The 19,968-nt window shown below is 43.0% G+C and carries 19 protein-coding genes and 2 pseudogenes; 15 read left to right on the forward strand and 6 right to left on the reverse strand.

Annotated elements, in window-relative coordinates; all coding sequences use genetic code 11:
• The 5 genes and pseudogenes from DW996_RS05205 to DW996_RS05225 all read left to right on the forward strand — a co-directional run bounded on the left by DW996_RS05205 (nt 1) and on the right by DW996_RS05225 (nt 5,461).
• Nucleotides 1-2,034: a glycoside hydrolase family 2 protein gene (locus DW996_RS05205; RefSeq protein WP_118535066.1), complete on the forward strand. Its 2,034-nt coding sequence runs from the start codon at nt 1-3 to the stop codon at nt 2,032-2,034.
• Entirely contained in the window at nt 2,031-2,327 is a 297-nt protein-coding gene (locus tag DW996_RS05210) for a hypothetical protein (protein WP_118535067.1), read from the forward strand. Before DW996_RS05205 ends, DW996_RS05210 begins: the two co-directional genes overlap by 4 nt.
• Nucleotides 2,328-2,653: 326 nt before the next feature.
• Nucleotides 2,654-4,147: a family 43 glycosylhydrolase gene (locus tag DW996_RS05215; RefSeq protein ID WP_118535068.1), complete on the forward strand. Its 1,494-nt coding sequence runs from the start codon at nt 2,654-2,656 to the stop codon at nt 4,145-4,147.
• Nucleotides 4,148-4,278: 131 nt separating this feature from the next.
• Nucleotides 4,279-4,956, forward strand: a pseudogene (locus tag DW996_RS05220) (ATP-binding protein); the annotation flags it as partial.
• Between the two features lie 262 nt (nt 4,957-5,218).
• Complete coding sequence (locus DW996_RS05225; RefSeq protein ID WP_118535069.1) at nt 5,219-5,461, forward strand: DNA alkylation repair protein; 243 nt, start codon at nt 5,219-5,221, stop codon at nt 5,459-5,461.
• 25 nt (nt 5,462-5,486) lie between these two features.
• Here DW996_RS05225 and DW996_RS05230 read toward each other — a convergent pair.
• Nucleotides 5,487-5,648: pseudogene (locus DW996_RS05230) on the reverse strand (PrgI family protein); the annotation flags it as partial.
• A 31-nt stretch (nt 5,649-5,679) separates the two neighbouring features.
• Between DW996_RS05230 and DW996_RS12985 the strand changes: the two are divergent.
• Both DW996_RS12985 and DW996_RS05235 read left to right on the forward strand, forming a co-directional pair.
• On the forward strand, nt 5,680-5,838 hold the full coding sequence (locus DW996_RS12985) for a hypothetical protein (RefSeq protein ID WP_158575214.1): 159 nt from the start codon (nt 5,680-5,682) through the stop codon (nt 5,836-5,838).
• Nucleotides 5,839-5,868: 30 nt separating this feature from the next.
• Nucleotides 5,869-6,771, forward strand: coding sequence for a hypothetical protein (locus DW996_RS05235; protein ID WP_118535070.1), 903 nt, complete (start codon nt 5,869-5,871; stop codon nt 6,769-6,771).
• An 18-nt stretch (nt 6,772-6,789) separates the two neighbouring features.
• Here DW996_RS05235 and DW996_RS05240 read toward each other — a convergent pair whose 3' ends face one another.
• The gene (locus DW996_RS05240) at nt 6,790-7,698 is read right to left on the reverse strand and encodes a helix-turn-helix domain-containing protein (protein WP_147403529.1); all 909 of its coding nucleotides are present in this window, start codon (nt 7,696-7,698) and stop codon (nt 6,790-6,792) included.
• Between the two features lie 47 nt (nt 7,699-7,745).
• On the reverse strand, nt 7,746-7,982 hold the full coding sequence (locus DW996_RS12890) for a hypothetical protein (protein WP_147403530.1): 237 nt from the start codon (nt 7,980-7,982) through the stop codon (nt 7,746-7,748).
• A 122-nt stretch (nt 7,983-8,104) separates the two neighbouring features.
• On the opposite strand from DW996_RS12890, the gene DW996_RS05245 reads away from it, so the two are divergent.
• From DW996_RS05245 to DW996_RS13590, 6 genes are read left to right on the forward strand one after another with little or no spacing between them, the layout of a single operon-like run.
• Complete coding sequence (locus DW996_RS05245; protein WP_118280698.1) at nt 8,105-9,424, forward strand: glycoside hydrolase family 1 protein; 1,320 nt, start codon at nt 8,105-8,107, stop codon at nt 9,422-9,424.
• A gap of 10 nt (nt 9,425-9,434) precedes the next feature.
• Nucleotides 9,435-11,126 carry an MFS transporter gene (locus DW996_RS05250; RefSeq protein WP_158575216.1) on the forward strand — a complete coding sequence of 564 codons (1,692 nt, stop codon included), beginning with the start codon at nt 9,435-9,437 and terminating at the stop codon, nt 11,124-11,126.
• 3 nt (nt 11,127-11,129) lie between these two features.
• Entirely contained in the window at nt 11,130-13,466 is a 2,337-nt protein-coding gene (locus DW996_RS05255; RefSeq protein WP_118535073.1) for a glycoside hydrolase family 2 TIM barrel-domain containing protein, read from the forward strand.
• A gap of 1 nt (nt 13,467) precedes the next feature.
• On the forward strand, nt 13,468-15,030 hold the full coding sequence (locus DW996_RS05260) for a glycoside hydrolase family 3 C-terminal domain-containing protein (protein WP_118535074.1): 1,563 nt from the start codon (nt 13,468-13,470) through the stop codon (nt 15,028-15,030).
• Nucleotides 15,031-15,053: 23 nt separating this feature from the next.
• Nucleotides 15,054-15,617, forward strand: a complete 564-nt coding sequence (locus tag DW996_RS13585) for a glycoside hydrolase family 3 N-terminal domain-containing protein (protein ID WP_158575218.1) — start codon at nt 15,054-15,056, stop codon at nt 15,615-15,617.
• Nucleotides 15,524-15,922 carry a glycoside hydrolase family 3 N-terminal domain-containing protein gene (locus DW996_RS13590; RefSeq protein ID WP_279220147.1) on the forward strand — a complete coding sequence of 133 codons (399 nt, stop codon included), beginning with the start codon at nt 15,524-15,526 and terminating at the stop codon, nt 15,920-15,922. Before DW996_RS13585 ends, DW996_RS13590 begins: the two co-directional genes overlap by 94 nt.
• On the opposite strand, the gene DW996_RS05275 is transcribed toward DW996_RS13590, so the two are convergent.
• Entirely contained in the window at nt 15,919-16,212 is a 294-nt protein-coding gene (locus tag DW996_RS05275; protein WP_118535077.1) for a PilZ domain-containing protein, read from the reverse strand. The two genes, DW996_RS13590 and DW996_RS05275, sit on opposite strands and share 4 nt — an antisense overlap.
• Nucleotides 16,213-16,322: 110 nt before the next feature.
• Between DW996_RS05275 and DW996_RS05280 the strand changes: the two genes are divergently transcribed.
• Nucleotides 16,323-17,159: an exodeoxyribonuclease III gene (locus tag DW996_RS05280; protein ID WP_243098676.1), complete on the forward strand. Its 837-nt coding sequence runs from the start codon at nt 16,323-16,325 to the stop codon at nt 17,157-17,159.
• A 137-nt stretch (nt 17,160-17,296) separates the two neighbouring features.
• On the opposite strand, the gene DW996_RS14085 is transcribed toward DW996_RS05280, so the two are convergent.
• Together DW996_RS14085 and DW996_RS05285 are read right to left on the reverse strand one after the other, a co-directional pair.
• On the reverse strand, nt 17,297-17,533 hold the full coding sequence (locus DW996_RS14085) for a bacteriohemerythrin (protein WP_330428791.1): 237 nt from the start codon (nt 17,531-17,533) through the stop codon (nt 17,297-17,299).
• Complete coding sequence (locus DW996_RS05285; RefSeq protein ID WP_330428792.1) at nt 17,533-18,144, reverse strand: bacteriohemerythrin; 612 nt, start codon at nt 18,142-18,144, stop codon at nt 17,533-17,535. The genes DW996_RS14085 and DW996_RS05285 overlap by 1 nt, the downstream gene beginning before the upstream one ends.
• A 183-nt stretch (nt 18,145-18,327) precedes the next feature.
• Here DW996_RS05285 and DW996_RS05290 point away from each other — a divergent pair, with 183 nt between their 5' ends.
• Nucleotides 18,328-19,908, forward strand: coding sequence for a glucose-6-phosphate isomerase (locus DW996_RS05290; RefSeq protein ID WP_118280411.1), 1,581 nt, complete (start codon nt 18,328-18,330; stop codon nt 19,906-19,908).
• Nucleotides 19,909-19,968 lie beyond the last annotated feature (60 nt).

Consider the following 19,968-nt stretch of genomic DNA (forward strand, 5'->3'; position numbering starts at 1 on the left):
ATGGAATTAGATTTCAATAGAGATTGGCTTTTGATGAAAGAGGATGGGTCTAGTTGTCATGTTAATTTGCCACATGATGCAATGATTCATGAACAAAGAAGTTTTTCAAATAGAAATGGTGATAAGACAGGATTTTTTCCGGGCGGGAAATATGTCTATAAGAAGGAATTTTCGCTTGATAGCAGAAGTTCGGATGAGCAGATAATAATACATTTTAATGGGGTATACGGTCGAACTAAACTTCTATTAAACGGGCAAAATGTAGGAAATCATTTGTATGGATACACTCCATTTGATGTGGACATAACGGATGCAAGTGTTGATGGGCAAAATGTTTTGGAAGTCATTGTTGATAATACACTCGTTCCCAATACCAGATGGTATTCCGGCAGCGGAATCTATAGAATGGTAACACTGATTAGGAGAGATAGAACACATATTGATGATGTTCGAATCAATACAGTTTGTATCAATCCCCCTACTATTCATGTTTCATGTAACATGAAGAATGCAAATGTAATAATAATAGATGCGGATGGTAAGATTGTAGCTGAAGGACCACTCGGTGACCTTGTGATTGAAAATGCTAATTTGTGGAGTTCAAAAACGCCGTATTTATATACCTGTCAGATTAGCACTGAGTCTGAATATGTAGAGAAGAAGTTGGGAATTCGTGAGTTGAAGTGGAGTTCAGAGAAGGGGTTAACAATCAACGGACAGGTTGAAAAGTTAAGAGGTGGATGTATCCATCATGATAATGGTGTGATAGGAGCCTGTGCATTCAAAGATGCAGAATATCGTAAGGTTCGGATACTAAAGGAAGCCGGATATAACGCAATTCGTTCGTCACACAATCCTTGTTCTGAAAGCTTACTAGATGCTTGCGATGAGCTTGGAATGTATGTACTAGATGAAGCGTTTGATGGGTGGTATATGCCAAAGAATCATCATGACTATAGCAGAGTATTTTGGGATGAGTATAAAAGTGATTTATCGACAATGGTAGAGAGAGATTATAACCATCCTTCTGTCATTATATATTCTATAGGCAATGAGGTTAGTGAAGTTGGTACGGAAGAAGGAATTAAGCTGGCTTCAGAAATGACAGAATTTGTAAGGAAGCTGGATAGTTCAAGACCAGTAACCTGTGGAATAAATATTATGCTCACTGTCTGGGCAAAACAGGGAATGGGAATATATAGAGATGAAGCCGAATATGTAGCTGAACCATTACCAGAATTAGATTATGTTGAAGAAAAGAAATCGGGTTCCGCTTTCTTTAATGCTCTTGCACAGAAATTGGGATCTCTAATGTCAACCCAGACCAAGACAAAAAAGGCGGGAGTTGTTGTGGATGGGATAGCAGGTTGCTTTGATGTATTGGGATTAAATTATGGGCAATGCAGATATGATATGGAACTTAAAAATCATCCAGAACGAATATTGCTTGGTACGGAAACATATATTGGTGATTTGGCTTATAATTGGTCAAGAGTGATGAGTTCAAATGTCTTAATTGGCGACTTTTGCTGGACCGCTATGGATTATATCGGAGAAGCAGGAATTGGCGCATGGCAGTATGAATCGAGTAAAGAGATGCCACTTTTAGCCGGAAGTGGAGCAATTGATATCCTAGGAAATGCAGATGCACAAAATGGATTTCAAAAGGTGGTTTGGGGACTGGAAGATATATATATTGGCGTTCGACCGGTTAATATGAGTTCACAGAAAGTCTTAAAGAAAGCATGGAGATTTACGGATGCCATACCTAGCTGGAACTGGCCCGGGTATGAAGGCGAGAAGGCTCATGTTGAAGTCTACAGTAATGGAAGCTATGTAAAGCTTGAATTAAATGGAAAGACACTTGGAAAGAAGAGAGTTAAGGGCTATCGCACTGATTTTGTCTGCAAATATGATAAGGGGACGCTCACTGCAATATCCTATGATCTTCTGGGGAAGGAATTAGCTAGGACGGTGCTTTCTTCTGGCCACGGTATCTCAGAATTAAGTGTGAAAGCTGAGAAAAAAACATGAAAGCAAATGGACAGGATTTGAATTACATTATTCTGGAGTCCATAGACGAAGCAGGAATATGGTGCCCCGCAGAAGAAAAAGAGTTGACGGTTTCAATAGAAGGTCCTGCAGTGATTCAAGGCATAGGTACAGCGAAGCCCTACTCTAATCGATCTTTTACGGATAATGCGCAGAAGACCTATCAGGGCAGATGTCAGATTGTGATAAGATCTTTATATGAGCCAGGAGAAGTTACTATACATATCAAGACAGCGGATGGGATGGATAAGACGGTAAGGATGGATGTGATGTGATTGGGGGAGATGGAAAGTTGCGTTATTCCATACGCCAGCAAGAAGTGATGGTTTATAGATAAACTAAAATGTGTTAGGAATAAACCTGTTCGATATGATATAGAGTGAATTAAGGAATAATCCAAAGGAGACGTGGAACTGTCCGGTCGTATTTTATACGGGAACAAAGTATGAGAGTGAAGCATATCAGAGCATGGTAACAAGGTTATTGGAACTTCAGAAAAAATGGGTATCGGAGTCATTAATTTATGGGATGATGAGGAAATGAGTCAGGTATCCGAAACAGATTATGCACAATTTGAGTAAGAAGAAAGTAAGGAGGCAAAATGAAGAAACAGGTATTTAATCCATATCTCCCGTTAGACACTTACATTCCGGACGGAGAACCACATGTGTTTGGTAATAGAGTTTATATTTATGGCAGCCATGATAAGGAGGGCGGGGACTGTTTTTGTCTTCTCGATTATGAAGCGTGGTCTGCACCAGTTGATGACTTAACAGATTGGCGTTGTGAGGGAATAATTTATCAAGCCAAGCAATGCAGACATTACTGTGAGGAACGGCAGGATATGTATGCGCCGGATGTCGTGCAGGGAAATGACGGACGCTATTATCTGTACTATGATTTATCAGGTCGGGGAGACCATGGATTTGATGGACCGATTTCTGTGGCAGTGTGTGATACACCCGCCGGTAAATATGAATATTATGGAGATGTCTGCTATCCGGACGGAAGACCTATGCAACGGTTTATTCCCTTTGACCCAGCGGTTATAAATGATAACGGGCATATTTACCTTACATATGGATGGGGACTTGGAATGGATACGCATGCACCAGTGATGAGGAAAATCATGCCGGGCATCATGAGCAAGGTTTTTAACAAAACAGTGGAAGAAATCAGGCAGGAAGAACCGCAGAGCATTTTAGGAGCAAATTTTGTGGAATTGTGTGGTGACATGCTTACAGTAAAAAGTGAGCCGGTAAGAATTCTGCCTGCACTCAACAATGCGAAAAAGGGCAGTGAACTGCGGAAACATAGCTTTTTTGAAGCAGCTTCCTTACGTAAATTTGGAGATTTGTATTATTTTATCTATTCTTCTCATGTCAACCATGAACTATGCTATGCAACCAGTAAATATCCGGATCATGGATATAAATACCGGGGTGTCATTGTATCGAATGGTGATATTGGTTATCATGGCAGAAGTGCGAAGGATCGCCTTGCTGCTACGGGAACCAATCACGGAAGCATTGAGTACATCAATGGAAAATATTATATTTTTTATCATCGACTGACACATAATACCGCTTTTTCCAGACAGGGATGTGCAGAAGAAATAAAAATCTTGCCGGATGGTACCATTAAACAGGTGGAGATGACAAGTTGTGGTTTAAACGGAGAACCGCTTGTGACAGAAGGAAAATATCCGGCAGCAATTTGCTGTAACTTGACCAACGGAAAAATGCCACATTTAAGTAATGTGCAAAAAGGAAAATATTCACCTAACGTCAATCACGAGGGGAATACGCGCTTTGTCAAGGATCTGGAAAATAAAACACTGGTCGGATATAAATACTTTGCTTTTAGTGGAAAAACAAATGTAAAGGTTGTGACGCGAGGAGCTTCCGGTTTATTCCGCGTGATGACAGAACCGGGAAAAATCGTCGCAGAAATTCCGCTAGAGGCTTCTGACAAATGGAAAGAGAGCAAAGGTGTATCATTTATGGCAGAAGGAGTGAAGCCATTGTATTTTGAATACAGGGGAAGAGGAAAAGCAGATTTTCTGAAATTTATTTTGACGGGAAGAGAATCATGATGGACAGTTGCGTTGGTGCGAGGAATACATTCGCCCACAGATCGAAGCACTAGTAGAGCAGTTTGGACTTGAACATTTGGGAAGAGAGCAGTGAAGAATTATATGAATCAATTAAAGAAAAGATTTTATAAGGTTCCTATCTTTATAAAGATCAGGAAGCAAAGTACGATTATATAGCTGATGTGTTTGATACACTGATAGTGCGTGATATACGCAAAAAATACAAGATAAGAAATACGCAGCTGATGGATAGAATTGTGGATTTTCTTATGGATAATGTGTCTAATCTTTCTTCTGCGCGTAACATTACCAATACTCTCGGAAGCATGCAGGAGAAGATACACCATACGACAGTTGGTAATTATATGCAATACCTGTGCAATGCATTCGCGTTCTACAAGGTTAGGAGATATGATATTAAGGGGAAAAAGTATTTATCGAGCAACAACAAATACTATTTGAGTGACCATACTTTCCGTTATGCAAAGCTTGGAACAAAAAATATGGATTATGGACGCATATTGGAGAATATCGTGGCTGTTGAGCTTTTGCGTAGAGGATATGAGGTTTATGTGGGTATATTATATAAGAAGGAAATAGATTTTGTCGCAGTAAAGCGGAGTGAGAAAATCTATATTCAGGTATCTGATAATATCAGTGAAGAAAAGACCTTTGAAAGAGAGGTAGCTCCACTTTTGCAGATTAAGGATGCATACCCTAAGTATGTGATAGCCAGAACCAGGCATGATGAATACCAGTATGAGGGAATAAAGGTTATTGATATTGCGGATTGGTTGTTGGATAAATAATTCTATTAGCCAAAAATGAAAAAAATAAGAAATTGGCTAATAGAACAAAGCGAACCAAATAAAGGATAAGGTATAAGGCATTGGTAATAATCGGCTGATGCCTTTTTTGTGCACCATTTTAAGCAGATATAAAGTGGTTTATAAGAAAATAATTGAAAATAAATCATATTTTTTTGACCAATTTTTGCAATCAGCTTTTTTAACTCCAAGTAAATGATAGAAGCCAGCAAATAAAGGATGGCAACAGAAAGGAGAAGTTGATATGCAGGAACAGAAGAAGTATAACTTGGCGGATGGTAATATTCGTAAGCGTTTTGTAACGTACAAGCAGGCTGCAGAATTATATAGCATCGGTTGGAGTTTGAGAGATTATTCTAAGACAAACCCTGATTGGGTAAGAAATTTTGTTGAAAGTATTCATAATGTTTATAATCACATACAGCAAAGTTTAGAAGATGAAGAAGATAATTTACCAAGAGGACGTACTTATCTAAATCCTTGGTAATGCACAAAACGATGTGGCACTGTCAGTGATAGGTGTTTGTAGAGTGAACTACCAACTTCTTGGGCATAAGAAATTCAGACTTAATCCACGCCCATATAAATTTCTCCGCTGTCATTCCGTTGTATTTCACAAATCCGAGAGCCGCAAACGGTGCTGCTCCCAAAATACACACCCACGATACTGTTTCTGATAATAGAAATCTTCATATAAGTGGACTTTTGAATGAAGAAAAAGTGGACATTGGAGATTCAGAAGTGGACATTCAAGACAAAAAAGTGGATATTGGAAGTGTGCTTTTCGGAAAAGGCAGTAATTTCTCAGTAAAAACGACGGTTCATATTCATAGACTTTTTGAAAAGGGATATGTTAAAATATAAGAATCATTGCAAAATAAAAGGAGCAGGCACATGAGAAAATATATCAAGCGTTTAAAAGCGAGAATTTCCTTGAACAAAAAGCAGTTTATTACATATTCCATACTCAGAACTCTGGTCATTTTGACAGCAGTACGCTGCATTTTTACACGGAATTACGAGAGTCTGGCGATATGTATTCTTTCTCTTATCCTGTTTCTCCTGCCATCCCTTTTTGAGCAGCTTTTGAAAATAGAGATTCCGCCGGTATTTCAGATGATCATTTATGTATTCATCTACGCGGCAGAAATCTTGGGAGAAGTCAATAAGTATTACACGGCGATTCCGGGATGGGACACCATGTTACATACCATCAACGGTTTCCTGTGTGCGGCGATCGGCTTTTCTCTTTTCAACATCTTAAACCGCGGTAGCAAATCCATGCAGTTGTCACCCTTTTATCTGGCAATCGTTGCCTTTTGCTTTTCTATGACGGTGGGTGTTATCTGGGAGTTCGTCGAATTTACCTTTGATCAGGTATTTCTCTTGGATATGCAAAAAGATTTCATTGTCTCAAATATTGGTTCCGTGACTTTGGACGAAAGCAAAACCCAGACCCCGGTGCGGATCTATGATATTACAAAGACGATCATAGAAACAAAAAATGGAGATACCTATGTAGTGGATGGCGGTTATCTGGATATCGGAATCATTGACACCATGAAAGACCTTATGGTCAATTTTGTCGGTGCCCTTGTCTTTAGCGTGATCGGCTATTCTTATGAGGCAAAGCATAAAGCAAAATCGCTTGCAAAGGATCTTTTGATCGAGCCATTGACGGAAGATGCGATCAAAGAATACGATGACGATATTGAAAAGAGTGTCAACAGCAAGGGCATCAGAAACATCCATGACTCTGGAGGCTATGGCTGCCAGCGAGGACACCATCAACGCTGAAATGGAAGGTATCGAGGCTTAGGCTCGTTGATTTCGGTATTGCAGAGGTGTGATGCCGTAGTGTTTTTTGAACACATTTTGAAAATAACTCTGACTGGAGAAGCAAAGATAGCTGCTGATCTCACCAAGCGATTTGTCTGTATATCGCAGGAGAGAGGCAGCTTCTTTCATGCGCCGCAGGGTTATGTAGTCGTTTACAGACATACCGGTTTCCTCCTTGAAATGGCGGAGCAGGGAGGAACGACTATGGGAAGAATGCGCTACAACATCAGAAACACCAATGGGCTGGTTGATATGTGTTGTGATATATTGCAGGCACTGCTTGGTATCAGCAGAGATCGTCCGGGGGGATTTCTGCATGGCTACACGGTTGGCAAAATCCATGGTCATATTGTATTGGAGATTTTTGACCGCATCTTCACTTTGCAGTTTTTCACATTCCTGTGTATAGGTATCAATCAACTGATAGGTCTCTTCAATGTCCATGCCGCCTGGAATGGCAGCGTCTTTACCAACACTGACAACCAGTCCGATCAATAAATTCTTAGCCTGTCGCAAGGGAGTTTCCGCCAGTTTTCCTTCTTTGACATTCAATGTTTTGGCGGTTCTTAGTAAAAAATTCTCCAGACCGATTACATCGCCCTGACGGACCAGGGAAAGCATCTGTTGCTCAAAGAGGTAGGTGCCATGCTGTGCTTGTTCTTCTCTTGCTGTGTAGGCACGTTCTGCCTGTTGTTTTCCGATCTCTAACTGATATTTCGTATCGGTCAGACGAAAGGCTTCGTTTAAATCCAGTTTTTCCCCATTGAGAATAAAATGCAAAAAAAGTAAAAGTTCCAGAAATTGATTATATGTATACAAGGGAATAGCGGTTAAAAAGGATGCAATCTCGTCATATCTTGCTATTGGCAGACCATTCTTGGTCATATAGGAACGGATGAAAGATCTGTCAGGAGGCGTGCTATAGGCAGGCCCTAAGATGAAAAAATGCTGTTTGTCTTTGCAGACGACATAGCCATAGTACCCGGTGTCTGAGGATACATAGACGGATGGTGAGGAAGCATCACATAGTTTTGGCGTGACGAAAGGATAAGGATCCGTATTGTCATAAAATCCGGCAGAACACACATATTGATGACCTTTGTACAAGGCAATGGCAGATAGTGGGCAGCAAAAAACATTTCGCAAAAGTTGGAATAATCATCTATCATAGTAAAAACCTCCTGATTCAAATATACAATAGAATGTACGATATTACAATACAGAGGCGTGGAGATTTCTTATACTGATAGAAAAAGAAGGGAAAAGGGGATCCCGGAAAGGGTGAATGTATATGGGAAAAGAGGGCTTTTCAGAAGGGTTTTTATGGGGAGCATCATCTGCAGCAGCGCAGATAGAGGGAGGCTGGCAGGAAGATGGGAGAACGCCGAGTATTTGGGATATTGCCAAGCCAAAGCAGATCAAACATGGGGAAAACTGTCATGAAAGCTGCGATCATTATCATCATTGGAAAGAAGACGTGGCTCTGATGAAGAAGATGGGGCTTAAGGCATACCGGTTTTCTATCAGTTGGTCTCGTGTGATACCGGAAGAGGGAAAGGTAAATCCAAAGGGAATTCAATTTTATTCGGATTTGGTGGATGAACTGCTTGCAGCAGGAATCGAACCCTTGGTTACAATTTTTCACTGGGATATGCCGGTATGGATGCTGAAAAAAGGAGGCTGGTTATCGTCCAAAATCATTCCGGCGTTTCAGGATTATACCAGGGTGGCAGTGGAGGCGCTTTCAGATCGGGTAAAGTGGTGGATCGTCATGAATGAACCGGGCTGTTTTATCATGAATGGTTATATGCAGGGAGAACATGCGCCTTTCAAACATCGCTATCTGGCGTTGTCGCGACTGACACGCAATTGTATGTTGGCACATGCCGAGGGGGTCAAAACGGTCAGAGCGTATGCAAAGCAGCCGGTCAAGATCGGGATCGCACTTTCAACTGGTGCGTATGTTCCCGACACAGAGTGTCCTAGCGACATACAAAGAGCGCGCGAACTTAGTATGGATAAAGGAAATGGTCTGATGGGGAATAAATGGTGGATGGATCCGATCCTTGCCGGAAAGCCGGTGCGTGCCTATGGTATTTATGCATCACATCAGAAAGATATGGAAGCCATCTATCAGGAATTGGATTTCGTCGGATTAAATATCTATACATCCTATAATTATGCAGAATGGGGTGCAGAAAGACAGGAAGCAAAGCCTGGAACACCGCGCAATTCCCTCGGTTGGGTCATTGATGAACGCGTTATGTACTGGAATGTACGTTTCGTGTACGAACGATATCATCTGCCTATCATGATCACAGAAAATGGTGTTGCTGAACACGACGTTGTAAGTATCGATGGTGCCGTCCATGATCCGCAGAGATGTGATTTTATCTATCGTTATCTTGGACAGTTAAAGCGTGCAGCCAGTGAAGGGATTCCGATTTTGGGATATTGTCATTGGTCTGTTATGGATAACTTTGAATGGGCGGAAGGCTATGATCCACGGTTTGGTCTGGTCTATGTAGATTATCCGACGCAAAAAAGAATTGTTAAGGATTCTGCGTGGGAATACAAGAAAATAATAGAAAGCAATGGAAGTATTTTGTAGGGGGTTACACATGAAAAAAGAAGTTAGGTTATTAGATCATGGATTGTTTGAAAAGCCTTTTATGGATTCAAAGGCACGTACAAGAGCAGTATCGACAAAAGAGATTGCCTTTGGACATTTGATAGGACCACTGGGGTTGATCTTAATTGTTAACACGATTGCAGCACTGGTAGAAAAATTCTTCACACAGCAGACAGGTGCTATGTATGGTACGGCAAATGTGAATATGATTCGTATTATGGGTAGTCGTTATGAAGTTGTTATGACTGTGGCAAAGATCCTTGCAGTCGGTATGGGGCTCTTAAACGGATGGCTGGTTCAGCATACACATTCGAAACAGGGAAGACTGCGTCCCTGGTATCTGATTTTTGGTTTTTGTTCGATTATTATTGGTGCTCTGATTTTTCAGTTTGCGGGACCGAATGATCTGGGAGAAGCTTACTGGTATTACTTTTTCTTTTTACTGATCTGTTATCATACCGTGGGTTCCAGTTATTTCTTTGTCTTTAAAGATACGATCGTTTCGTTGACATCGCGAAATCCATCGGAGAAGATGCGCTTGAAATTTGTCCGTCAGTTATGCTGGACATTGATTTCCGGAATTTTAATTGGAATGATGGTTTCTATGGTCGTTCTTCCGATGTGGCTGGAAAATGACATTAGCGGTTATCCACTACTGATGATCATCTTATCCGTGATTGCCATACCATTGCTTTTACTGGAGTACTTCTACACCCGTGAGCGAATCACAGAGGATGTCACACAGGAATACGGAGATGAGAATAAGATTCCGTTAAAAGAACAGATGAAGGCTCTGTTTACCAACAAATATTATGTTTTGTTGACCATCATTGTAACGGTAGGAAGTATTGTTGATAATTTTAAGGGTGGTAATGTCCAGTACTTCTATATCAAGTTCTTATTGGGAGGTGCGGATAACCCGATCATGTTTACACTCTATCAGGTCGCAACCGGTATTCCGCTGGGGATAGGAGCCTTTGCTATTTATCCATTGGCAAAGAAGTTTGGGATAAAAAACGTATCCATTGTAGGATACATCTGTGTTCTGATAGGAAGTGTTGTTGGTCTACTGAACCCATCCAATATTCCGGTTGCAATTGCGGCTGGCTTCCTGCGCCAGACAGGTATGCTTCCAAATGCTTATGTGTTTGCAACACTTGTATGTTATGCCTATGACAGCGTGGAACATGATTCCGGTTATCGTCTGGAAGGCTTGCTTGGACCTGCCATTGTCCTTGCGGTCCAAACGATATTGACGGCTCCGTTCGCAGGAGGATATGAGTCCGGTATTTTAAAACTGGGATTTGTGGATGTTCAGGGCATTACACCGAACAGCGATGTACTTCAGTTTATGACTTTCGCATTTTATATGTTTGATATTGTGGCATCCATTATTTATATCGTACTTTTGCCGTTTGTTGATATTGAAAAGAAATTACCGCAAATTAACGAGGATTTGCGTGAACGTCAGAAGCAGATTGCCTTATCCAAAGGAGAAGAATGGATAGAACCGGAAGAAATTGCCAGACGGGAACGCGAAGAAACTGATCGTATACAGGAACAGGATCGTATCCATGATTTAGAGGAACGTTGCGCAAAGAAAGGACTTGACTTTGAGACAGAAAATCGCAAATATCTGGAGAAACAGTCAAGGAAGAAGAAAAGATTTGGAAAGAGGTAAGAAATGACACGTGATTTTAACGATGACTGGTTGTTTCAGAAAGAAGGTCAGGCTGAGGAAAGGGTTCATCTGCCTCATGATGCCATGATTACAGAACCGCGGGATGCTTCTTGCAGAAATGGTGTCAATACAGGTTTTTTCCCGGGAGGAAAATATGTCTATACCAAATATTGGAAAGTTAATCCGGAATGGTTAGAGAAGTCCGTCCGTGTTCATTTTGAAGGGGTTTATCAGAATTGCCATGTCTTTTTAAATGCAGTGGAAGTTGGCAGCCATAAATATGGATATACGCCGTTTGATATTGATTTGACAGGTAAGTTGCAAGCGGGTGAAAATTGTCTGCGTCTTATGGTAGATAACTCTCTAGAACCCAACTGCCGTTGGTATTCGGGGGCAGGTATTTATCGCCCGGTGCAACTGATTGTGGAAGAGAAGCAGCATATTGAGCGAATTCGCGTGAAAACACTTGCAATCAATCCTGCGGTGATTTCTGTGGATGTTATAGGAGATAGTCTGGAGGCTGTGACCGTTTCCATTTGTGATAGAAGCCACATTCTATATGAGGGAGAACCTGGGAAAATTACACTACAGCAAGTACAATTATGGAGTGATGAAACGCCAAAACTATATACCTGTATTGCAAAATGTAAAACAGATGAAAAACGATTGGATTTTGGCATTCGTAAACTGGAATGGTCAGCAGAAAAAGGACTTTTGGTGAATGAAAAAGAAATACTGTTGCGAGGTGGCTGCATTCATCATGATCATGGTGTCCTGGGGGCGTGTGAATTTTGGGATGCGGAAGAACGACGTATCCGTATATTAAAGGATGCGGGATTCAATGCCATCCGCATGGCGCATCACCCTGCGTCACAGATTTTACTGTCTATTTGTGACAGACTCGGCATGTATGTTATGAACGAGACTTTTGATGGCTGGTATGTACCAAAGACATATCATGATTATGCCAGATATTTTGACGAATGTTGGAAAGACGATGTTAGAAGCATGGTGGAATCTGCGGAAAACCACCCGAGCGTGATCATGTACTCTATTGGTAATGAGGTATCGGAGACAGCGACCCCAAAAGGCATTAAAGTCTGTCGGATGATACAGGATTATGTGCATGGATTAGATGACACGCGACCGGTAACAGCTGGTATCAATGTGCTGCTGAATGTATATGCGCATATGGGGATCGGTGTCTATCGTGACAAGGGGGAATATCAGCCAAAGCCTTTGCCACCGGGGAAAAGTTATCATGATAAAAAGTCGGGATCCGCTTTTTTTAATGCAATGGCACAAAAACTGGGTCCGCTCATGTTCTTTATGAGTAAAGGCAGACATGGGGATAAGGCGTGTGCGCCGGCGGGAGATGTATTAGATATCATAGGATTGAATTATGCGTCCTCGCGCTATGATGAAGATGCGAAAAAATACCCTGAGCGCATGATGGTTGGCAGTGAGACTATGGTGGCAGATTTACCTTATAATTGGAGTCGAGTGAAGAAATATCCGCAACTTGTCGGGGATTTCGTTTGGTCGGCATGGGATTATCTGGGAGAAGCCTGCATTGGAGATTGGACGTATCATTCCTACAAAGGTCTTCCTTTGCTGGCTGGTCAGGGGATGATTGATATTACGGGAAAAGCACTGGCATCCATGTATTACATGCAGATTGTATGGGGCTTGCGAAAGAAACCATTTATTGCTGTTAGTCCGCTGAATCATGCAGATGAGACGCCAACGAAAGGAGCCTGGCAGTTTACCAATGCGATTGATAGTTGGAGTTGGGAAGGCTATGAAGGTGTAAAAACGACGGTTGAGGTATATGCGGCGGGCGAGTCGGTTCGACTCTTTTTAAATGACAGACTGATTGGGTGTCGCAGGCTGAAAAAATTTAAGTCAAGTTTTTCCCTAGTTTACCAACCGGGAGTTTTACGGGCAGAGGCATTAGATACCAATGGAAATGTAATCGCGCAGCATTTCCTTGGAACAGCCCAAAAGGAGACGATTCTTTGGGCGGAAGCCGAGAAGAAAGAACTACGCGCCAACGGGCAGGATCTTTGCTATGTTCCAATTGAATTTACAGATAAGAAGCATTGTCTCAAGCCTTATATAGAGAAGCGTGTGGATATTGCGGTAGAGGGCTGTGTAAGTCTGGCTGGATTTGGCAGTGCCTTGTGTAAGACCAACGAGGTGTTTGACCGGAACCATCATATGGCATATCGGGGAAGATGTCTTGCTGTGCTTCGCGCAAAGAATGAGCAGGGGAAAGCCAAGGTTAGCATTTCCGCAGAGGGAGTGGAACCGGTAGTTATTAGATTGGAGGTAAAATAAAATGAAGAAATTTCAGTCGTTTGGAGTTCTTACACCAGAGGAATCAGAGCGTGAAAAAAAGCATAAGTCACTTGCCAGAAGAGCAGCGGCAGAGGGATATGTTTTGCTGAAAAATGAAGGCCTTCTGCCTTTGCAGAATAAAAATATCGCCCTATATGGAGCAGGCAGCAGGCGTACAGTGAAAGGAGGTTCCGGTAGTGGCGATGTTTACGAGCGCCATAGCGTGACCATCGAGGAAGGCTTAAAAAATGCCGGATTTACCTTCCCGACGACTCTGTGGATGGATCGTTTTGAAAAAAAGTTTCAGGAAGATATTGCGGAGTGGGAGGCGATGGTAGAAGAAAAGATAAAAGGTTTCTCACCAGTGCAATCCATGAAAATGTTTGATGTGATCCATGAATATCAGAAACCGAATCCAGCGTGTACGCCGATATTGGAAGATGAACTGAGTGACGAGACAGATACCGCTATTTATGTATTATCCAGACAGGCGGGCGAAGGCGGTGACAGACGCTATGAGAAGGGGGATTATCTTTTGTCGGATGTGGAAGAAGAAAGTCTTCGTCTTCTGTCTGCACATTATAAAAAACTTGTGCTGGTTTTAAATTGTGGCAGTGTGATAGATCTGTCCATTTTGGATCAGGTACGGATTGATGCCGTTATTTTCTATGCGCAAGGTGGTATGGAAGGTGGAAATGCCCTTGCGGATATTTTGACCGGAAAGGTAAATCCATGTGGAAAACTTACAGACACATGGGCATATCACTATGATGATTATCCATGCGCCGATACGTTTGGCTATCGCAATGGGGATGTGTCACAGGAAGATTACCGGGAAGATATTTATGTGGGATATCGTTATTTTGATGCCTTTTCTATTCATCCGCGTTTTCCGTTTGGTTTTGGTTTGTCCTATACAACTTTTTCTATGGGAAGAAAGGCTGTTCTGGTAGATGGAAGTAAGGTTACAGTAGATGTTTCTGTTAAAAATACCGGTAAATATGCCGGACGTGAGGTGGTTCAGTTATATTTGCAAAAACCACAGATGGTGCAAGGAGTAGAGGAGAAGTCACTGGCGGCATTTGCAAAGACCGGATGTCTGCAGCCGGGGGAGACAGAACTGGTTACTACAACTTTTGATGTCTGTGATCTTGCGGTTTATGATGAGGAAAAAGAAATGTTTGTCCTGCCGCAGGGCGAGTATGGAGTTCTGTTGGGAACGCATGCAGGAGCGGTCAGCCCTGTGGCGGTATTGACGCTTTCAGAAGATGTGGTTGTGGAGCAGGTGTCTGCCGTACATCCATTTGCACGTTCTTATGAACGTATGCAACCGGAACAAGGCAAGCGTGTTTACGAAGAAAGTCTTACCCGTTACGCGATGCAGGTGGATCCGAGGAGACGAAAAGAGAAGACACAGGCAAACCCTTATCAGAAGCGAGTAGAGGAACTTTTGCGAAATTTAACAATTTCCGACCGTATCAGATTGGTCACTGGCGGTGGATACAGCATGAAATGCTACAACAATGTCATGGGGGCGCAGGAAGAACCTGCACCAAATTATTAAAAAAAGGCGTCCCTAATATTGTTATGTCAGATGGTCCGGCAGGACTGAACGTTGTGCCGTGTACTGCGATCGCAAAAGACGGCACACCGCGTTTCCCGGATGGCGTACTTGTAGATTGGCGCTGGGGATGGATAAAAAAGCACGAGGAAATGATTAAACATCTTCCGGGAAAATATCAAAAGGTATATCGTTATATGACTGCCTGGCCGAGTGAAACACTTCTTGCGCAGAGTTTTGATATTGATTTACTGGAGGAAGTGGGACAAGCCATTGGCAGGGAGATGAAGGAAATAGGTATTTCTATATGGCTTGCGCCAGGCTTGAATATTCACAGAAATCCGCTGTGTGGAAGAAACTTTGAGTATTATTCAGAGGATCCGCTGGTATCCGGAAAGATGGCGGCAGCGGTGACAAGAGGCGTGCAGTCTGTAGGAGCGTCGGCGTTTCTGTCAAGCATTTCTGTTGCAATAATCAGGAAGATAATCGTATGGAAATGTCCTCCAATGTCACACAAAGAGCCCTGCGTGAGATTTATCTTCGGGCGTTTCGTATTGCGATTGAAGAGGGAGACCCATGGACGATCATGAGTTCTTATAATCGTGTGAATGGTCTGCATGTCTGCAATAACAAAGAACTTTTAACGGATGTCTTACGTGGAGAATGGGGATATCAGGGGCTGGTCATGAGTGACTGGACAGCGACAAATCAGTGTTCCCATGCCAAGGCAATCAATGCAGGAAATGACTTGATCATGCCGGGCGATAAATCTGTCTGGAAGGCGTTAGAACAGGCAAAAAAAGAAGGACTCCTGCAAGAGGATGCCTTACAACAATCCTGTGAAAGAGTCCTGACCTTAATCTTGAAGAGTGAAACCTGTAAAGATTTTCGTTAGGTCGGCGCATTTGCATTTTCAGCAACGATCTGATAAACACTGATCTTAAACTGCTGTTCCGGTGTAATGCCGACAAAGCAGCAGCCGTATTGAATAGAGTCATCGATACATTCGGCACGGATGACTTCAATAATGGTTTGGATACTTTCTTTGTTTTCAAGTGTTATATTGGCATCATAGTAGGTGCCGAGTTTGAATTGGTAGTCGGATTTGAAAGCCATGCCCGTTGTGGAAATATCTACGACATTGACATCAACGGCAGTTGGCTGATCCGCACTGTTCTCTATCATACCATAAAAAGCAGAAAAAATGCAGAGATTAAGCGGATACTTTTCGGTTGATTCGTGTGGCTTGACGTGATAGAGTAGTCATAAAAGATTGAGGACGAGAGGAAGATGGCATGATAAAGTTTATTTCATGGAATATTGATTCTTTAAACGCGGCACTGACATCAACATCGGCAAGAGCAGAACTTTCCAGAGCCGTATTAGACACCATAAAAGGGGAAAATGCAGACATTATTGGCATACAGGAGACAAAACTGCCTGCAACCGGAATGACAGACAAGCATAAGGAAGCATTGGCTTTCTATTTCCCGGACTATCAGGTGGAGTGGGTCAGTTCCGTACCGCCAGCCAGAAAGGGCTACGCGGGTACCATGGTTTTATACAAAAAGTCCCTGCAGGCACAGATGAGTGCACCGGCGATCGGCGCACCGGATACCATGGATGCGGAGGGAAGACTCCTTTGTCTGGAATTTGAGGATTTTTACTTTGTAAATGTTTATACACCGAATGCGGGAGACGGCTTGAAACGCCTTGCAGACAGGCAAAAATGGGATGCCTGTTATGCAGATTATCTGAGTGGGCTGGATCAAAAGAAACCGGTCATTGCCTGTGGTGATTTTAACGTGGCACATGAGGAGATCGACTTGGCGAACCCGGACGGCAACCATATGTCTGCGGGCTTTACAGATGAGGAGCGAGAGGGCTTTTCCCATCTGCTTGCCAAAGGTTTTGTTGATTCTTTCCGTTATCTGCATGGCAATGTGGAAAAGGTCTATTCCTGGTGGGCGCAGAGGGTCAAGACCAGCAAGATCAACAACTCCGGATGGAGAATTGATTATTTTCTGGTCAGTGACAGGATCAAGGATGGAATCCTAAGATCCGAAATGCTGGATTCAGGCGCCAGACAGGATCATACACCACTGGTACTGGAGATGGAAGAAAGTAAGTGATAAGCATATATAGGGTAGGGAGGTGCAAAAAACAGCGCAGGCAGCGAAGATTACCGCTTTAGGCAAGGAAACAAACCGCCCGGTGTCCTAAAAGACGCCAGACGGTCTGTTTTATATTTGAAAGATCCTATCTGCAATTAAATGTCCGTTGCAGATAAGTGCTGTGTTCTTATATAGTCACCGATCTTTTTGTCGGAACCAAGGATGTGATTGGATAACCATGCCAGAAGAAAATCGATCAGATTGATCAGATATTCCTGCTGGTTGTCGTCCATGGCATCCAGTTCGGACAGATCGATCTCTACCAGACGCTCTACAAAAGCAGAATGGGCGCGCTTTTGTGCCTCAAACTCCGGATAGGAGATCTGCTCCATCAGGCTTCCTCATCACTGAAATGAAACTCGGTGTATTGCCTTAATTCGGCAAGCAGGCGCATGATCTCATCGTACTTGTCATGAAGCAATTCTTCGTGGATCAGATCGTTGACTTCACGGATGATGGCAAACAACTGCTTGTGTTCGTTGTCGACCAGTTCGATACCGGTCTTGTACTTGTCTGTAAAGGCAAAAGGATCTTCGGTCGGCTCCGGTTTTTGACACATTTTGCCGATCATGATATCACTGCTTAAGATATGATGATAGAGCCAGCGTACCAGATAGGTCAGCAGATCATTTAAGGATGTGCGGGCGGCTTCCGGGGAGGATGTATCCAGTACAAAGGTATTCATCTTTTCTGTAAAAGCCGTATGTTCCTTACGCTGTAAGGGCAGTTCCGGGTCGTTGATGCTCTCCATGTAGGCTTCCTCATGGGCAAAATGTGTGGCAGCGTATTCCTTTAAACGAGGCAGAAGGCTGTCGGCGATGGTTGTGACATCCTCGGTGTGCGCTGCGAGATCGATCGCCTCGTTGATCATTTGGAACAATCTGCGGTGTTCGTTATCAATTTCTTCTATATGTATCATGCAATCTTCTGTAAATTCGTACATAAGAAACCTCCTTCCATAGATACCACAATCATAGCACAGAAACTTGGGGAGTCAAAGGAAACTATCGAAAATATACGAAAAAAATTCCATTTTATCGGTGGGTCTGTGCCTTGAACTGAGAGACATTTAATAGTATAATTTTTTCGATTGTTAGAGTAGATGCATGAGTGAGGAGGAAATTTTATGACACAGTGGAAAAACTTAGATACCCTTGCTTCTTTTGGTGAGTTGGCAAAGGTTCAAAAAGTAAATTTAGTAGAGGCTATGTCCGGACAGAACGGAGCAGATCGTGTAAAGAAATACAGCGTTCCGATGGCAGAAGGTCTTACATATAACTACGCAGCAAAACAGGTTGACGATCAGGTGATCGACGCACTGGAAAAACTGGCAGCAGAGGCAGAACTTTCTGACAAATTTGCAGAATTATACAATGGTGCCGTGATCAATACCGGGGAGAACCGTCTGGTTCTGCATCATTTGACCAGAGGTCAGTTGGGAGATACTGTTACCGCAGACGGCGTGGACAAGAGAGCCTTTTATGTAGAGCAGCAGCAGCGTATCGCTGATTTCGCCAACAAGGTACACAGTGGCGAGATCACCAATGCCGCAGGCGAGAAATTTACGACAGTAGTCCAGATCGGTATCGGTGGTAGTGACTTGGGCCCGCGTGCTATGTATCTGGCACTGGAGAACTGGGCAAAGAAGAACAAAACCTTCAAGATGGAAGCCAAGTTCATCAGCAATGTAGACCCGGATGATGCAGCAGCCGTACTGGCATCTGTTGATGTAGCACATTCGATTTTTGTTCTCGTGTCAAAATCAGGCACGACTTTAGAGACACTGACAAATGAGTCATTCGTCAAGGATGCATTGGCAAAGGCAGGACTCGACGCATCCCGTCATATGATCGCCGTTACCAGTGAGACATCACCGCTTGCCAAGAGTGATGATTATCTGGCAGCCTTCTTTATGGACGATTACATCGGTGGACGTTATTCTTCTACCTCTGCCGTAGGCGGAGCCGTACTTTCACTGGCATTCGGACCGGAAGTTTTTGCAGCATTCTTAGACGGTGCAGCAGCAGAGGACAAACTTTCAGCCAATGCTAATGTCAGAGAAAACCCTGCTATGTTAGATGCCTTGATCGGGGTTTATGAGAGAAATATCTTGGGCTATCCTGCAACCGCAGTCCTTCCGTATTCACAGGCGCTCAGCCGTTTTCCTGCACACTTGCAGCAGGCAGATATGGAGTCCAACGGTAAGTCAGTCAATCGTTTTGGAGAGCCGGTAGATTATGTGACCGGACCGGTACTCTTTGGTGAACCGGGAACCAATGGCCAGCATTCTTTCTATCAGTTGCTCCATCAGGGAACCGATATCGTGCCATTGCAGTTCATCGGCTTTAAGAATAGCCAGATCGGTACAGATGTTGTGATTCAGGACAGCACAAGCCAGCAGAAACTTTGTGCCAATGTCGCAGCACAGATTGTTGCATTTGCATGTGGTAAAGCAGATGACAACCGTAACAAGAATTTTGAGGGCGGTCGTCCATCCAGCATCATCATTGGAGATCAGTTGAACCCACAGGCACTTGGCGCTTTGCTTGCACACTTTGAAAACAAGATCATGTTCCAGGGATTCCTTTGGAATGTCAACAGTTTCGACCAGGAAGGAGTACAACTTGGCAAGGTTCTGGCAAAACGTGTTCTGGCTCATGAGACAGACGGCGCATTAAAAGAATTTAGTGATCTTTTGAACATTTAATTTTACAGAAAAATGTGATAGTATAAAGCGACGAGGTTTCGTTGCAAGAAAAGGGCATCC

This window comes from Roseburia sp. AM51-8, from assembly GCF_003478275.1.
GTDB classification, from domain to species: domain Bacteria; phylum Bacillota; class Clostridia; order Lachnospirales; family Lachnospiraceae; genus Pararoseburia; species Pararoseburia lenta.

Excerpts from the sequence above, each read along its gene's own strand:
- DW996_RS05205 (WP_118535066.1), top strand. The coding sequence starts at position 1 with ATGGAATTAGATTTCAATAGAGATTGGCTTTTGATGAAAGAGGATGGG.
- DW996_RS05210 (WP_118535067.1), top strand. The coding sequence starts at position 2,031 with ATGAAAGCAAATGGACAGGATTTGAATTACATTATTCTGGAGTCCATA.
- DW996_RS05215 (WP_118535068.1), top strand. The coding sequence starts at position 2,654 with ATGAAGAAACAGGTATTTAATCCATATCTCCCGTTAGACACTTACATT.
- DW996_RS05225 (WP_118535069.1), top strand. The coding sequence starts at position 5,219 with ATGCAGGAACAGAAGAAGTATAACTTGGCGGATGGTAATATTCGTAAG.
- DW996_RS05235 (WP_118535070.1), top strand. The coding sequence starts at position 5,869 with ATGAGAAAATATATCAAGCGTTTAAAAGCGAGAATTTCCTTGAACAAA.
- DW996_RS05240 (WP_147403529.1), bottom strand. The coding sequence starts at position 7,698 with ATGACCAAGAATGGTCTGCCAATAGCAAGATATGACGAGATTGCATCC.
- DW996_RS12890 (WP_147403530.1), bottom strand. The coding sequence starts at position 7,982 with ATGATAGATGATTATTCCAACTTTTGCGAAATGTTTTTTGCTGCCCAC.
- DW996_RS05245 (WP_118280698.1), top strand. The coding sequence starts at position 8,105 with ATGGGAAAAGAGGGCTTTTCAGAAGGGTTTTTATGGGGAGCATCATCT.
- DW996_RS05250 (WP_158575216.1), top strand. The coding sequence starts at position 9,435 with ATGAAAAAAGAAGTTAGGTTATTAGATCATGGATTGTTTGAAAAGCCT.
- DW996_RS05255 (WP_118535073.1), top strand. The coding sequence starts at position 11,130 with ATGACACGTGATTTTAACGATGACTGGTTGTTTCAGAAAGAAGGTCAG.
- DW996_RS05260 (WP_118535074.1), top strand. The coding sequence starts at position 13,468 with ATGAAGAAATTTCAGTCGTTTGGAGTTCTTACACCAGAGGAATCAGAG.
- DW996_RS13585 (WP_158575218.1), top strand. The coding sequence starts at position 15,054 with ATGTCAGATGGTCCGGCAGGACTGAACGTTGTGCCGTGTACTGCGATC.
- DW996_RS13590 (WP_279220147.1), top strand. The coding sequence starts at position 15,524 with ATGTCCTCCAATGTCACACAAAGAGCCCTGCGTGAGATTTATCTTCGG.
- DW996_RS05275 (WP_118535077.1), bottom strand. The coding sequence starts at position 16,212 with ATGATAGAGAACAGTGCGGATCAGCCAACTGCCGTTGATGTCAATGTC.
- DW996_RS05280 (WP_243098676.1), top strand. The coding sequence starts at position 16,323 with ATGATAAAGTTTATTTCATGGAATATTGATTCTTTAAACGCGGCACTG.
- DW996_RS14085 (WP_330428791.1), bottom strand. The coding sequence starts at position 17,533 with ATGGAGCAGATCTCCTATCCGGAGTTTGAGGCACAAAAGCGCGCCCAT.
- DW996_RS05285 (WP_330428792.1), bottom strand. The coding sequence starts at position 18,144 with ATGTACGAATTTACAGAAGATTGCATGATACATATAGAAGAAATTGAT.
- DW996_RS05290 (WP_118280411.1), top strand. The coding sequence starts at position 18,328 with ATGACACAGTGGAAAAACTTAGATACCCTTGCTTCTTTTGGTGAGTTG.